Source organism: Methylobacterium sp. WL19 (assembly GCF_008040005.1).
Classification (GTDB): domain Bacteria; phylum Pseudomonadota; class Alphaproteobacteria; order Rhizobiales; family Beijerinckiaceae; genus Methylobacterium; species Methylobacterium bullatum.
The window spans coordinates 1-14875 of record NZ_VRVC01000124.1; the positions used below are offsets into that span (position 1 = coordinate 1).

Here is a 14875-nt window from a genome sequence, read left to right on the forward strand (position 1 = left end):
AGGAGCCGTCGTTGAGCCAAAGGCGTGCCCGTTTCGGCTGGCGAGCGGGAACCTTGAGCCCTTCGAGCCGCCAGATGCGTTCAACGCGCTTTACGTTCACCGTCCAGCCGTCGCGCCGGAGCAGGGCCGTGATCCGGCGATAGCCGTAGCGCCCGTACTGCAGAGCCAAAGCGACGATGGCGGACGTCAGAGCGGCCTCGTCCTCGATCACCACGGCGGATTTGCGCTGGGTAGAACGATGCTGACCCAGAACACGGCAGGCGAAGCGTTCCGACACGCCGTGCTCGGCAATGACGTAGTCGACACAAGCCCGGCGGCGAGCCGGGCTCAGAAGTTTCCCGCAGCCGCCTCCTTCAGGATGAGCTTCTCCAATGTCAGGTCAGAGATAGCCCGGCAAAGGCGCTGATTCTCGGTCTCCAGGGACTTCAGCCGCTTTACCTGATCGCCCTTCAGGCCACCGTACTCGGACCGCCAGCGGTAATACGTAACCTCGGTTACCTCGATGGAGCGTATTGCTTCGGCAACCTTGCGACCCTGCGAGACCAAGACATCGACTTGGCGCAGCTTGGCAACAATCTCTTCAGCCGTATGCTTCTTTTGTCCCATGATGACATCCTCCACATGGCTCAAAGCCATACCTCAAGGAGGACCACTTTTCAGGAGGCAGGCCAGTTGTGGGCGACATCAACAGCGAGCCCAGGTCTGAAACCCGTTCGCTCATCTGAATGCCCCCTTGCGTTGCAGACGACCCGCGTCCGGCCCTCACGGTAATCCGAGGCATGGTGAACATGACCATGGACCCAGACATCCGGTCCCCGGTCCAGGATGAGATCGGACAGATCCGAGGCATCGCACCACCGTAGGTTCGCGTCGGCCCTGGGAAGGCTCGCCGGGTGCGGGGCGTGATGGGTCACCACTACCGTGGGACCGGGATGGCTCAAGGCCAGGGTGTCCTCGATGAAGGCACGGGTGACCCGGTGCATCGCGAGCACCTCATCGGGCTCGATCCGATTACGCGACCTCGGACCCGTGCGGATCCGGCGGTAATCGACCATCCCGCCACGCCCCTGGGCGGTCCGGATACCGTGGTTCAGATTGAACGATCCCAGGCGAAAGTCCGTCCATAGGGTGCCACCGGCGAACCGCACGCCGTCGACGATGACCACGTCGTCGAGCAGGAGGTGGATGCCAAGGGCGCCCGCCCGATCACGCCCCCGGGTCAACTGGTCGTGGATCGTGTAGCGCTCCTCACCCCGGTCCCACCAGAAATCGTGGTTGCCAGGCACGTAGACCACCGGCACGCCAGGGAGGCGCTCGCCCAACCAATCCAGAGCCCGGACGAGAGGCATGTGCACATCACCCGCCACGACGGCCACATCAAATCCGCCCGACGGCACGTGCGCGCCAGCGTCCCAGGCATTCTCCGGCCAGTCCTGATGCAGGTCCGAGAACACCCAAAGGCGCAGGCCAAGGGCGGTCATGTCCCCGGTCCGTTCGTGGCCATGCGTGCCAGGATCCGGTCCAGCGTCACGGGGGCCCAGTCCCAGCAATCCACGCCGACATCGGCACGCGTTGCCGTGCCCGGGACCGAACCATGGGAATGCCCATGCAAGTGAAGTCCGCCCCTATGCGAGCGTGGGTAGCTCACGTGGGGGAATGGCTCAGCCAGATGGACCGCATCACGCCCGCCGGATCCGGCAGCGTGATCATTGCCACGTCCCGGACGGGATCGGCCCAGGGGAGGCGTTCCCCGATCTTCTCGTGATTGCCCCGGATCAGGAGCTTGCGTCCGTTCAAGCGCAAAAATATCGAGAGCGCGTACGCCTCCGTGCACCGGTAGGCGAAGTCGCCCAGGTGCCAGACCGTGTCATCCGGGCGGACGACGGCGTTCCAGCGTTCGACCAGGGTCTCGTCGTGGGCCTCGATGGTTGCGAACGGCCTGGGCCGCTCCATCGAAGAACTTAAGATATTTCGATGTCCGACATGCGTGTCGGAAACGACGTGTGTAGTGGGCATCACAGCCTCTCGCAATGGCGGAGGCTGTGCGCGCGGCATCGCTCTCCGGGATTAGTCGGTCGGGGGCGTTGCCGTGCGTTTCATCATTGATATCCCTGAAGCGTTCGCGTGATCGCCTGGCCGGCCCCCAAACGCAAGGGCAAACACGTGCAGTTTGCCCTACTACAAAGTGGATGCTGGTTAGGTCGCTGTGGCTACCGAAAGCCCGTCGTGTAGCGTAGTAACCTCATTTGAAATTCGTCGATCAAGCACGCTTCTGGTGAGTTCTTTGCGAACGACCGCACGACGGACTTGCTTTTAAAGCGCCGATTGCTCGCATATCACGATACTTAGGCATTTCCGCACCCCAAGGGCGACGGGCAACGTGCATGACCGATGCTCGTGCTCGACACTCCGCTGCATCGGGTTCATCGCGTCCGGGACCTTCCTGCTTGGCATCGACCGGCCTGCGCCCGGAGGCAGCGACGGGTCGTTCAGACGGCCCTGCCGACGAGGTGGCCGATGCCCGCGGTGACGGCCATGGCCGCCGCGCCCCAGAAGGCGACCCGCGCGGTTGCCCTCGGGATCGCGGCGCCACCGACCTTGGCCCCCAGCGCCCCGAGGACTGCTAAGAACACCAACGAGGCGGCAGAGACCGAGTAGACGACAAGGGTGGTCGGCGAGACCGCGGCCACGAGCAAGGGCAGGCTGCCCCGGCGGAGAAGGTCGACGCCGACGTCAAGGCGGCCTGGATCGGGCGCGCGGTGGTGAACTCGGAGATGCCCAGTTCATCCCGCGCATGGGCGCCGAGGGCATCCTTGGCCATGAGTTGGTCCGCGACCCTCAGGGCGAGGTCACGGTCCAGTCCACGCGCGACATAGATCCCCGCAAGCTCCTCGCGTTCGGCGGCCGGATCATCCTCAAGCTCGCGCCGCTCCCTGGCGAGGTCGGCCTGCTCGGTGTCGGACTGGGAGCTCACCGAAACGTATTTGCCCGCAGCCATCGACATCGCCCCGGCGACCAGACCGGCCGTGCCGGCGACCAGGATTTCCCCGGAGGCGGCGGAGGACGCGGCCACGCCGACGATGAGGCTTGCCGTGGAGACGAGGCCGTCGTTGGCCCCAAGCACCGCAGCACGAAGCCAGCCGATGCGGTCGATCAGGTGATTTTCCTTATGGGCGGGGCGCATCGGCGTCAGGGTCTCTCATGGGGACGCTCGTCTTCGTTCACGAGTTCAAGGGCCGGGGGTCAGCGGCAGCAATCGGACCCCGATCCGCTCTTCACGAAGTCGCCGTCGGGTAGGACCGGCCGCCCGGTCATCTCGCCGTGGAGTTCCCGTTCGGCCTGGAGCCAGAACTCGTCCGCGTGGCCATGCGGGCGGTCGCGCCGCTCCCAGAGGTGGAAGGCGCGGTCGCGGATCTCGCCGTCGGTGGGTCTCGTCTCGGGGGGCATGCGCTGTTTTCCAGGGATGTCGGGGTCGATAGGACGGATCGCGGCGGTCACTCAGCCGGCGCCGCGGGTGAAACCTTGTCCGGCAGGGCGCTCCCCGGGACGCTGTCACGCTTACGCACGGCGCCACGGATCAGGGTTGCGATGGCGTAGCCCATGGCGCCGACGGCAAGCGCGGTCGCCAACGGCGACGTGCCGCGGCGTCCGCTTCCGTTCGGATGCCCCGCCCGGGACGACCTATCCGCCTCTCGGATGCCGGCGCGCCCACGCTCCAGGGTGTCCTGCGCCAGGTGCGTGGCCCGGTCGGCGACGTCGAGGATGGCATCATTGGCTCGTGCGAAGATCTCGTCGGCGGCGCCCTCGATGCGGCGGCCTTTGTCATTACCGGACGCCTCGTGTGCGTCGGACCGGGTGTGGTCATGATGCGGCTTGGTCATGGTCTGATTGCCTTTCGGGGAACGGGTATCCCTGCCGGGCGCACGATGCCCGACGGAGGCGTGTCGCTGTGCTCAGACGACGCTGATGTAGTTCTCGACCGCAGTGGTGCCCGGGGAGGCCCAGGCCGCGCCAACCGCCTCGCGGCGTTCCTGCATCGTAAGGACGGTGCCTCCCAGGGTGACGGTGCCCCCCTCGGCGGTGACGGTCACGGTCTTCGGGTCGAACAGCCACGAGCGATCCAGCGCCTCGCTGATCCTGTCGCTGACGGCCTCGACGTCGACCTGCGGCTTGACCGCGATGCGGTTGTTCACCGCGACGACCCCCGACAACTGTTGGACTTCCCGTTCGGAGACCTCGGCCTCGAAACGGTGGTCGACCTCGCCCGTCAGGGTGACGACGCCCTTCGAGACCTTCACGAAGACGCGGTCCGGCGGCACGGCCACGTTCCAGGCGAGACGGGCGATGGCGGTGGCGGCGATGTCCTCGTCGGACCGCTTGCGAGCATGCTGCACGACGACCTCTATCTCCTGGACGAGTGCCTTCACGCCCCTCACGCGGCAAGCCGCAGCCTCGGCGGCGAGCTTCTCATCGTAGGTCCCGACCTGACCGGAGAGCGCCACCACGCCGTCCTTGGCGGTGACACCGATCTCCGAGGAGGTCACCGCCGGGTCCCAGATGAGTTCGGCCGTGACCCGGTGCTGAAGGGTGGTGTCGTGGGACATGATGGTTTCCTGGGACGTGCCGGGTTGGACGATGCCGGGGATGGCTTGCGACCTACCCTGCGAAAGGTTGTCCGGCGTCCACGTCGAGGCGTGTCCCGGCATCCGGCCAACGTAGGCGGTGAGGCGGGCCCGATCCTTGATCCAGCGCAAGGATCGGACGGGACGATGCGGCCATCCTCGCGTCGGGATCGGTCGAACCAGGGCACGACCGGCAATCAGGGATTTGTCCCGTCATGAACATGCACGTCGCACCGTGGACCGATGCCGCCGACGGACAGGTGGCGCCTGCATCAACGTCGCCCGACCCAATGGCGGAGAGCCTCCGCATGATGGGGCTCGCCGTCATCGGATCGGCGACCGTCGTATGCCTGATGTGGCTCGCATCCTGAGGCCCGTCGCGGACGTCGCCCTACCGACGAGGCGGCTCGACGCCTGGATCCTCGACGTCGACGGGGTCCTGCTCGCATCGCCCCACGAACGCGCATGGCGGGAGGCGCTCCATGGCATCGCCGACCCGGCGCGCCTCACCACCGCGATGTATCAGGCCTGCGTCGCGGGCCGCTCGCGGCTGGACGGGGCCGTCGCCGCCCTGACAGCGCTGGGCGTGCTGGACGTCGGGCGTATCGGTCCGGCCTACGCCGCCGCCAAGCAGCGCCGCCTGGAGGAGATATTCGCGATGGAAGGGGTGGTTGCATTCCCAGATGCGCTTCGCCTCGTTCGCAGGCTCAGGGCGGCCGGCTGGCCCATCGCCGCGGCCTCGTCCTCCAGGAATGCAGAATCGATGATGCGCACGGTCGCTCTCGACCCCGGTGGGACGCTGTTCGACGCATTTTCCGTCATCGTCTGCGGCCGGAACCTCTCGCACGGAAAGCCCGACCCCGAGATCTTCCTGCTAGCGGCCGCGGAACTCGGCGTCGACCGGACACGGTGCATCGTGGTCGAGGACGCGCCGGCCGGCATCGCTGCCGCGCTTGCCGGCGGCATGGCCACCCTCGGCGTCGCCAGGGTGGATGACGCCGATGGACTGCGCGCCGCCGGCGCCGAGCGCGTGGTGGCAAGCCTCGACGAGGTCATCATCCCCAAGCGGGCGACATCCACCACACACCGCCCCGCCGCATGACAGGACCACGCCCGATGGGCCAAGCACTCCGTCCGACTGCCGACCCGGCCTGGCTTCTGAGCGAGGTCGGGTACGACCCGCTGCGCGAGAGCAGCTTCGAGACGCGCGTCGCGATCAGCAACGGCTTCCTCGGGCTCCGGGGGGCTCTCGCAACGGATCTCGGCGCGTGCCGGACGCTTCCCCCGCGCACCTACGTCGCCGGGCTGTTCGACACGGCCCTCGTGGGCGCCCCGATCCCCGAACGCCTCCCGGCCCCCGACTGGCTCCAGCTTCGCATCGGCCTGCCGGACGGCCCCTACCTCGCCTGCCCCGATCCGTCGTCCCGCGACGTGACCCTCGACATGCGACGCGGGCTCCTGCTGACCCAGATCCGGCAGCCCCCGGGGGCGGCCCTCGACATCCGCCTGTCCACGCTTCGCCTCGTCTCGCTGGATATGCGCGGCATCGTTCTGCAACTGGTTGAGCTCGCCGTCGAGCAGGGTATGGGCGAGATCACGCTCGACGTGACGTCCGGGGAAGCGTCACCTCTCCTGATCCCAGTCACGACGGAGCCCGACCTCGGCGTCTGGCGCACGCGGCAATCCGGCAAGACCCTCGCCATCGCCATGGACGCGGCGGTGGTCATCGACGGACGGACGCAACCCCCCACCGTCAGAACCGCCGGCAGATGGTCCTGGAGCCTGCGCGTCCAGGCCGGCCAGACCGTTGTGCTCCGACGCAACCTCGCCGTGACGCGCGGCGACGAACCCGTCGACGATCCGGGCGGACGCGCCCGCTCCGACCTCGCCCTGGCGACCGGGCTCGGCTGGCGCGGTCTCCTCGAACGTCACGAGACAGCCTGGCGCGAGCGATGGGACCGCAGCGACGTCGTGGTCGAAGGCGACCCGGAGGCGCAGAGGGCGTTGCGGTTCGCCGTCTTCCATCTCAACGGCGCGGCCGACCCCGGTGACGAGCGCGTGTCCATCGGCGCCCGTGCCCTGACGGGGGACGACTATCTCGGTCATGTCTTCTGGGACACCGAGATCTTCCTGATGCCCTTCTACGCAATGACGTGGCCGCAGGCGGCGCGCGCCCTGCTGACGTACCGCTACCGCACCCTCGCCGCGGCACGGGCGAAGGCCGCCGGGATGGGGTGGCGCGGTGCGCTCTACGCATGGGAGTCTGCGGACACCGGTGACGAGGCGACACCGGCCCAGGTGGTCGGTCCCGACCGCAAGGTCGTCGACATCCTCTGCGGCACCCAGGAGCAGCACGTCAGCGCCGATGTCGCCTACGCCGTTTGGCAATATTGGCAGGCGACCGACGACACCGCGTTCCTGCTGGAGGCCGGCGCCGAGATCATCCTGGAGACGGCGCGGTTCTGGTGGAGCCGCGCGGGCCTCGAAGCCGATGGCCTCCACCACATCAGAGGCGTCATTGGACCGGACGAGTACCACGAGACCGTCGACGACAACGCCTTCACCAACGTCATGGCGCGCTGGAACCTCCTTCGCGGGTTGGACATCGCGGCGCTGATGGGCGAGCGCTGGCCGGACCGGTGGGCGACGCTCTCGACACGCCTCGACCTGGCCGCCGACGAACTGGAAAGCTGGCGCAGGACCGCCGCGGCGATGGCGACCGGACTTGATCCGGAGACCGGCCTGTTCGAGCAGTTCCAGGGCTACCACGACCTGGAGGCCATCGACCTCTCGGCCTATGCCGGGCGCTCCGTACCGATGGACGTCGTCCTCGGGCGCGAGCGCACCCAGGCCTCGCAGGTGGTCAAGCAGGCCGATGTCGTCGCCTTGCTTGCCTTGCTCCCCGATGAGTTCCCGGGCGACGCGGATGCGGTCAACTTCGACCACTACGCCCCGCGGTGCGGCCATGGCAGCTCCCTCAGCCGCGCCCTGCACGGTGTCGCCGCCGCACGGTTGGGACGGTCGGAATTGGCGCTGGGATACCTACGCGACACCTCCGCCATCGATCTCGGCGACAGCCACGTAGCCATCGCCGGCGGCGTCCACATCGCGGCCCTGGGCGGCATCTGGCTCGTGGCGATATTCGGGTTCGCCGGTCTCGTCGTCCACTCCGACGGGCTCTCGTTCGCGCCCCGGCTGCCGGCCGGATGGACCAGGCTCTCGTTCCCGGTGCAGTGGCGGGGCCGGGACCTCGTCGTCACCGTCGATCTTGTGAGGAACGTCCTCGAAGCGACCCTGAGGGGCGGCGACACGATGGTCGTTTCGGTCGGGCACGTCCGGCGGACCCTGAGCGTTGGGTGGCCGATCCGCATCCCACTTCCCTCGACGCCGTCACCGGTTGCGGCTTGAGCCTCCACCCGGTTTGATCCTGCACAAAGACCGGGGGCGCCGTCGGGTTCATCAAGGTCCCCGGTCGGCCGGCATGCGCTCGACCCGGGAGCACCATCATGGACGATACCCTGCTGCGGCAGCACATCCTCGACGAGCTTGACTTCGACCCGAGCGTCGGCTCGGCGCATATCGGCGTCGCCGTCGACGAGGGCGTCGTCAGCCTCTCCGGATGCGTCGGGACCTATGCCGAGAGGATCGCGGCCGAGAAGGTCGTGCAGAGGGTGCGCGGCGTACGCGCCATCACCGAGGCACTCGAAGTGCGCGGGCTGGAAACGGAAAGGACCGGCGACGTCGAGATCGCCGGACGCGTCCTGAACGTCCTTGCCTGGGACGCGCGCATCCAGGCGCACGGCATCCAGGTCAAGGTCGAGCGAGGCGCCGTCACGCTCAACGGGTCGGTCCCGTACTACTTCCAGAGCGTCGCCGCCGCCTCCGACGTCCGAAGGCTGTCCGGCGTCACCGACGTCCTCAACCTGCTCGCCGTGCGTCCCCCGGCAGAGGCGGTCGACGTGAAGGCCAAGATCCTCGCGGCCCTGAAGCGGAACGCCAAGCTGGACGGCGACGCGATCCAGGTCACCGTCGTCGATGACGAGGTGACCCTGGAAGGCTTCGTCAACGCCTGGCACGAGCGTGAGATCGCCGAGCGGGCGGCTTGGTCCGCACCCGGCGTACGCGCAGTCGTCGACCGCCTGATGCTGGCATGACCGCGCTGGTGATACCCTACCCGGCACGTTCGGCGGCGGAGACGGCGAGGGCCCTGCGCACCGACGTCTCGAACGGGCTGAGCGGTGCGGAGGTGTCCGAGCGCCTGGCCCGCGACGGCCCCAACACGCTCGCGAAGGCCGCGCCGGCTTCCGCGCTGAAAATCCTCCTGCATCAGTTCCAGAGCCTGATGGTGGCACTGCTCATCGCCGCCGGCGGCGTCGCACTGGCGCTCGGGGAACGCGTCGAGGCCGGCGCCATCCTCGTCGTGATCCTCCTCAACGCCGCCATCGGCTTCGTCACGGAATGGAAGGCCGCCGCCGCCCTCGACGGATTGCGCAAGCAAGCCGTCTCGCTCGCCCGCGTCGTCCGGGACGGCAGGGACCACCAGGTCGAGACGGCCGACCTCGTCGCCGGCGACGTCGTGCTCCTCTCTGAGGGGGACCGTGTGCATGCCGACGGGCGGGTGGTGGAGCAGGCGCGCCTCCAGGTCGACGAGGCCGCGCTCACGGGGGAGTCCCTGCCCGTCGCCAAGTCCGCCGATCCGGTTCTCGATACCGGGGCGGCCCTGGGCGATCGGACGAGCATGGTTCACCGAAGTACGGCCGTCACCGCCGGGCGCGGTCGTTTCATCGTCACCGCCACGGGCCCGCGCACGGAGATCGGCCGGATCGGAACGCTCATCGCGGGGGTCGCCGCGCACGGTACGCCGCTGGAGGCGAAGCTCGCAGAGCTCAGCCGCGCCCTCCTCGTCATCGTCCTCGCCCTCTGCCTCGTCATCATCCTGGTCGGGTGGCTCCGGGGCAACGCGCTTCTCTACATGGTCGAGGTCGGCATCTCGCTCGCCGTCGCGGCCGTGCCCGAGGGCCTGCTCGCGGTGACGACGATGACGCTCGCCATCGGCATGCAGCGCATGGCCCGCATGAACGCGCTGGTCCGGCGGCTGCCCGCGGTCGAGTCCCTCGGGTCGACCACGGTGATCTGCACCGACAAGACCGGCACGCTCACCCGCAACGAGATGACGGTGCGGGCCTACGATGTCGCCGCGGGGCGGTACGAGGTCACCGGGGCGGGATACGCGGCGGCGGGTGAGTTCACCCGCGACGGGAATGCCGTCGACATCGGGCATGACGAGCCCCTTGGGCTCGCGCTGCGCATCGGCGCCCTGTGCAACGACGCCAGGGTGGACCGGTCGGGCGAAGTCGCCACGGCCCTCGGCGACCCTACCGAGGCCGCGCTCATCGTGGCGGCGGAGAAGGCCGAACTGGAACTCGCCGACCTCGCAAGGGCCTACCCGCGGATCGCCGAGATCCCGTTCGACAGCGACACCAAGCTGATGGTGACGGTGCACGCCACGCCGGAGGGCACCCACGTCGCCTACGTGAAGGGCGCGCCGGCGGAAGTTCTTAAAGCCAGCGTGTTGGTCCTGGGAGCGGGCGGTACCGCGTCTTCGTCCCAGACCGACCGAGCGCGGATCGAGGCGGCAAACGAGGCGCTCGGGTCGTCGGCCCTACGCGTCCTCGGGCTGGCCCATCGCGTGTTGCCTGACGGGTTCGTCGAGGCGGACCTTACGCGCGACCTCACCTTCGTCGGGCTCGTCGGGTCGACCGACCCGCTGCGGGACGGCGTCAAGGCCACCATCGCCACCTGCCGCGCGGCGGGAATCCGCACGGTCATGATCACTGGCGACCAGGAAGCGACGGCGGCCGAGATCGCGCGGCAGCTCGACCTGGACGTCGGCCCGGACGGGACCGCCTTCAAGACCGTCCACTCCAGGGACCTGGCTGGCCTCGACGATGCCGGCTGGCTCGCTGTGGTGGCCGACGCCGCCGTGTTCGCCCGGGTGTCACCCGAGCACAAGCTTCGGATCGTCGACGCCCTTCAGCGGCGCGGGAACGTGGTCGCCATGACCGGAGACGGGGTCAACGACGCGCCGGCGCTCCGGAAGGCGGATATCGGTATCGCCATGGGGATCAGGGGCACCGAGGTGGCCAAGGACGCCGCCGACATGGTCATCACCGACGACGACTTCGCGACCATCGTCGGCGCGGTCGAGCAGGGGCGGGTCATCGTCAGCAACATCCTGCGCTTCATCCACTACCTGTTCTCGTGCAACCTCGCCGAGATCGTCACGATGTTCGCCGCCGTCATGATCGGCTGGCCCATGCCGCTCGGCGTGATGCAGATCCTCTGGCTCAACCTCGTCACGGACATCTTCCCGGCGATGGCGCTCGCGCTTGAGCCGTCCGATCCCGACGTGATGGCGCGGCCGCCGCGCGACCCCGAGCAGCCCCTGATGACGCCGGCCTTCGCCTGGCTGATCGTCTGGCAGGGCCTGCTGCTCGCGGGATGCACGCTCGCCGCGTTCGCGGTCGGGATGGAGTGGTACGGCGTCGGCGAGGAGGGGCTTCGGCACGCGGTCACCATCGCCTTCATGACCCTCGCCATGACCCAGGTCGTCCATGCCTTCAGCGCCCGCTCGCGGCGTCGGTCCGCCTTCACCGCGAACCTGTTCACGAACGCCTGGCTATGGGGGGCGACGGCAGCCTGCATCGGCCTGCAACTCGCCGCCGTGTACGTCCCGCTCCTGAGGCAGGTGCTGCATACGGTGCCGTTGACGATGGCCGACTGGGGCGTTGTCGGGCTGGGTGCCCTCACGCCGTTCGTGGTGATCGAGCTCGTGAAATTCGGTCAGGCATGGGTTCGGCCTGCAGGATAGGGGCCGAACAGCGACTCCTGCGCCACGGATACTCAGGCCTTTGAACGAGCGTCGCCGGGACATGGTTCTTGACGTTCCCCGCGAATGACCGTCAGTGGCTCAAGAGGCAACAGATGGGAACGTGCTCCAGCAGGTTGCGGGTGACGCTCCCGAAGATCACTTCCCGCATGCGGGCGTGGCCGTAGGCCCCGGCGATGATCAGGTCGGCACCTTCCTGCTGCGCGATCACGAGCAACTCGGCGGCCACGCCGAGTTTCGATGGCGAGCGGAGGATGGTCGTGGCGGTGACGCCATGCCGGGAAAGATAGCCTTGGGTCTCGCCCGCGCCCTTCCAATCGGCTTCGTCGCCCAGAGCGACGATGAGCACCTCCTCGGCCAATCTCATGAACGGCAGTCCGTCTGAGACGGCGCGACGGGCCTCGCGGGTATCCTTCCAGGCGACGACGATCCGCCTCGCGGCGAGCGTCTCTACGGAAGGCGGGGCGATGAGGACCGGCCGGCCAAGGCGCAGCACCAATTCGCCAGGCTCGATGGACGAGCACCAGTCCTCGACGCCTGCGCTCCGGTATCGACTTACCACGACGAGGTCGGCGGACCTTGCCTGCTGAACCAGGAACGCCATGGGATCGGCCTTCGCCGAACGCCATTCAGTCTCGCCGGCTTCGGCCGTGACCTCGTGGAACCGCGCCTCGACCTGCGATAGCTCGTCGGTCGCGCGGGCGGTGGCTTGATCGACGAACTGGCTGTTGATGTAGGCGCCGCGGCCATACAGGTTCTGCGGCAGGGCCTGACGGGCCGCGACACCGATCAGCCGGGCCCCGAAGCGCCGGGCCAAGGTGCCGGCGAGCCTCAGGCGCGCGGACGAGGACGTCCCGAGGTCCAGCGCAACCATCACGCTCGCGAATGGCATGACCGATCCTCGCAGCCCCCCATCGACCGGCAGGCGCGCCGAACGATCAGCCTGGGGCAGAGCCTACTCCGAGATGGATCCCCCGGCGATGGAGCCCGTGGACGGGCTTCCCCTCGGGTATCAAGCACTAACGAGACATCCCACCTCATCGGCGATCTCCCGCTCCTCGTCGGCCGGGATGACGAGGACCGCGACTGTAGAGCCGTTTCGGTCGATGCGCGAATGGCCCTCGGCGTTGCGTTCCGGGTCGAGGTCCAGGCCGAGGAACGCGAGCCTCGCGCAGACGGATGCCCGGATGCCCGCGGCGTTCTCGCCGATGCCGCCTGTGAAGACGAGGGCATCCAGGCCGCCCAGGGCAACGGCAAGGGAGCCGGTCTCGCGTGCGATCCGGTAGGCAAACAGGTCGAGGGCCTCACGCGCCTCCGGGGCCTCGCTGGCCCCCAGGACACGGACGTCGTCGCTGATGCCCGAGACGCCGAGCAGGCCCGAGCGTCGGTTGAGGAGGTCGGCGACCTCGACTGCGGCCATGCCGCGCGCCTGGATCAAGTGGAGCACGAGCCCTGGATCGACCGTTCCGGACCGGGTCCCCATCATCAGGCCACCAAGGGTCGTGAGCCCCATCGTGGTCGCCACGCTGCGTCCCCCGGCTAAGGCGCAGAGGCTGGCGCCGTGGCCGAGATGAGCGACGACGACGCGTCCCTTCGCCGTCTCGCCGATGAGCCGGGGCAGCACGCGTGCGATGTGGGCGTAGGACAGGCCATGGAAGCCGAAGCGCAGCAGGCCACCTGCGGCAGGCCGGGCCACGCCTCCTCGACGGCCGCGATGCAAGCGAGCCCCTGCGGTTGGTGGCCGGGGGCCAGCGGCACCAGGGTCTCCAACTCGGCGATCAGGGGTCCGTCGATACGGGCCGGGCCGACATGGCGGGCACCGCCATGGACGATCCGGTGACCGACCGCCCGAAGGCGGAGATCCGGCAGTCGTCGGAGGCCAGCGAGGAGCCACTTTACGACGGACGGGAGATCGCTCGGGGGCGGCACATCCTCTGCGAAGTCGAGGTCGCCCGTAACCGTCAGGTGAGGGGAGCCACCGATCCCGGCGACGTGCACGCGCCAGACGGCGGTATCCTCGCTATCCCGGAATAGGGCGCAGCGAAGGCTGGACGAACCGGCATTGAGGACGAGGATCATGCGCATCTCCGGGCAGGCCCCCGAGTGGCACGGCCCGGCCGAGAGCGACGTGATCCAGATCAAAGAACCGACCGTCCAGGGATGCGACGATGGTTTCCATGGGGCGCTGGGTCGTCCCGCAATGCCCGGGAATCCCGAATGCCTGTCGCGAGCGATCCGAAGCCTGCCGTCGTCCGTGATCTCGGCGAGATGCCGGCCCATCTCGACTTCGTGCCAGGTCCTCTGGGACCGACTGGCCTCGACGCCATCGATGCGTACTGGCGGGCGGCGAACTACCTATCGGTCGGTCAGATCTACCTGCTCGACAACCCGCTCCTGCGCGAGCCCCTCACCCTCGCGGACGTGAAGCCCCGGCTCCTCGGACACTGGGGCACGACCCCGGGGCTGAACTTCATCTACGCCCACCTCAACCGGACCATCGTCCTGCGCGACCTCGACATGATGGCGGTGTGGGGGCCTGGCCACGGTGCGCCCGGCCTTGTTGCCAACGCCTGGCTCGACGGGACCTACGGCGAGGTCTACCCGGATGTCGGCTCCGACACGGACGGGATGCGCCGCCTGTTCCGGCAATTCTCCTTCCCCGGCGGCATCCCGAGCCACGCCTCGCCCGAACTGCCCGGCTCGATCCACGAGGGCGGTGAGCTCGGCTACTCCCTGATCCACGCCTTCGGGGCGGCGCTGGATAACCCGGGCCTCATCGTCGCCTGCGTGATCGGGGACGGCGAGGCCGAAACCGGACCGCTGGCGGCTTCCTGGCACGCCTCCAAGTTCCTCGACCCCGTCGGCGACGGCACCGTTCTACCGATCCTCCACCTCAACGGCTACAAGATCGCCAACCCGACCCTGCTGGCTCGGATGCCGGCGGCGGAGTTGCGGAGCCTTCTCGTCGGCTACGGCTACGAGCCGCTGTTCGTCGAGGGCGACGAGCCCGGCCCGATGCACCAAGCCATGGCGACGGCCCTCGACTACGCCCTCGACCGCATCACCGAGATCCGCGAGCTCGCCGCGAACCGCGATGTCGGGCGGCCGAGCTGGCCGATGATCGTACTGCGCAGCCCGAAGGGCTGGACCGGGCCGAAGTTCGTCGACGGCAAGCCGGTGGAGGGGACCTGGCGGTCGCATCAGGTCCCGGTGGCGGCGCTCCGCGAAAACCCGGAGCACCTCGCGATCCTGGAGACCTGGATGCGGTCCTACCGGCCGGACGAGCTCTTCGATGATGCCGGCCGCCTCGCGCCGGCCCTGGCAGCGCTGCACCCGCGCGGCGACCGGCGGCTGAGCGCCAACC

12 protein-coding genes and 3 pseudogenes are annotated in these 14875 nt (G+C 68.6%); 6 read left to right on the forward strand and 9 right to left on the reverse strand.

All coding sequences use genetic code 11. The features are described 5' to 3' along the window. The 7 genes and pseudogenes from FV220_RS20070 to FV220_RS20100 form a co-directional block, all read right to left on the reverse strand. Nucleotides 1-606 (reverse strand): annotated as a pseudogene (locus FV220_RS20070) (IS3 family transposase); the annotation flags it as partial. Between the two features lie 50 nt (nt 607-656). After that, nucleotides 657-1481, reverse strand: coding sequence for a metallophosphoesterase (locus tag FV220_RS20075; protein WP_147833000.1), 825 nt, complete (start codon nt 1479-1481; stop codon nt 657-659). A 163-nt stretch (nt 1482-1644) separates the two neighbouring features. After that, on the reverse strand, nt 1645-2016 hold the full coding sequence (locus FV220_RS20080) for a metallophosphoesterase (protein WP_308444976.1): 372 nt from the start codon (nt 2014-2016) through the stop codon (nt 1645-1647). Between the two features lie 473 nt (nt 2017-2489). Next, a pseudogene (locus FV220_RS20085) lies at nt 2490-3184 on the reverse strand (VIT family protein). A 59-nt stretch (nt 3185-3243) separates the two neighbouring features. Continuing rightward, nucleotides 3244-3447 carry a DUF2934 domain-containing protein gene (locus FV220_RS20090; protein ID WP_147833001.1) on the reverse strand — a complete coding sequence of 68 codons (204 nt, stop codon included), beginning with the start codon at nt 3445-3447 and terminating at the stop codon, nt 3244-3246. Between the two features lie 47 nt (nt 3448-3494). Then, complete coding sequence (locus FV220_RS20095; RefSeq protein WP_147833002.1) at nt 3495-3881, reverse strand: hypothetical protein; 387 nt, start codon at nt 3879-3881, stop codon at nt 3495-3497. A gap of 72 nt (nt 3882-3953) precedes the next feature. Beyond that, complete coding sequence (locus FV220_RS20100; protein ID WP_147833003.1) at nt 3954-4604, reverse strand: BON domain-containing protein; 651 nt, start codon at nt 4602-4604, stop codon at nt 3954-3956. Nucleotides 4605-4837: 233 nt separating this feature from the next. Here FV220_RS20100 and FV220_RS25630 point away from each other — a divergent pair, with 233 nt between their 5' ends. The 5 genes from FV220_RS25630 (at nt 4838) to FV220_RS20120 (ending at nt 11493) form a co-directional block, all read left to right on the forward strand. Further along, on the forward strand, nt 4838-4993 hold the full coding sequence (locus FV220_RS25630) for a hypothetical protein (protein ID WP_187273473.1): 156 nt from the start codon (nt 4838-4840) through the stop codon (nt 4991-4993). Then, nucleotides 4969-5724 (forward strand): HAD-IA family hydrolase, encoded by a 756-nt coding sequence (locus FV220_RS20105; protein ID WP_147833004.1) that lies wholly within the window; start codon nt 4969-4971, stop codon nt 5722-5724. Before FV220_RS25630 ends, FV220_RS20105 begins: the two co-directional genes overlap by 25 nt. Before the next feature lie 14 nt (nt 5725-5738). After that, nucleotides 5739-8030, forward strand: a complete 2292-nt coding sequence (locus tag FV220_RS20110; RefSeq protein WP_147833005.1) for a glycosyl hydrolase family 65 protein — start codon at nt 5739-5741, stop codon at nt 8028-8030. Between the two features lie 98 nt (nt 8031-8128). Beyond that, nucleotides 8129-8776: a BON domain-containing protein gene (locus tag FV220_RS20115; RefSeq protein WP_147833006.1), complete on the forward strand. Its 648-nt coding sequence runs from the start codon at nt 8129-8131 to the stop codon at nt 8774-8776. Continuing rightward, nucleotides 8773-11493 carry an HAD-IC family P-type ATPase gene (locus FV220_RS20120; RefSeq protein WP_147833007.1) on the forward strand — a complete coding sequence of 907 codons (2721 nt, stop codon included), beginning with the start codon at nt 8773-8775 and terminating at the stop codon, nt 11491-11493. The genes FV220_RS20115 and FV220_RS20120 overlap by 4 nt, the downstream gene beginning before the upstream one ends. 91 nt (nt 11494-11584) lie before the next feature. On the opposite strand, the gene FV220_RS20125 is transcribed toward FV220_RS20120, so the two are convergent. Together FV220_RS20125 and FV220_RS20130 are read right to left on the reverse strand one after the other, a co-directional pair. Beyond that, entirely contained in the window at nt 11585-12403 is an 819-nt protein-coding gene (locus FV220_RS20125) for a universal stress protein (RefSeq protein WP_147833008.1), read from the reverse strand. Nucleotides 12404-12523: 120 nt separating this feature from the next. Then, nucleotides 12524-13590 (reverse strand): annotated as a pseudogene (locus tag FV220_RS20130) (acetate kinase). A 189-nt stretch (nt 13591-13779) separates the two neighbouring features. Between FV220_RS20130 and FV220_RS20135 the strand changes: the two are divergent. After that, a partial coding sequence (locus FV220_RS20135) for a phosphoketolase family protein (protein WP_147833009.1) occupies nt 13780-14875 on the forward strand: 1096 nt, incomplete at its 3' end.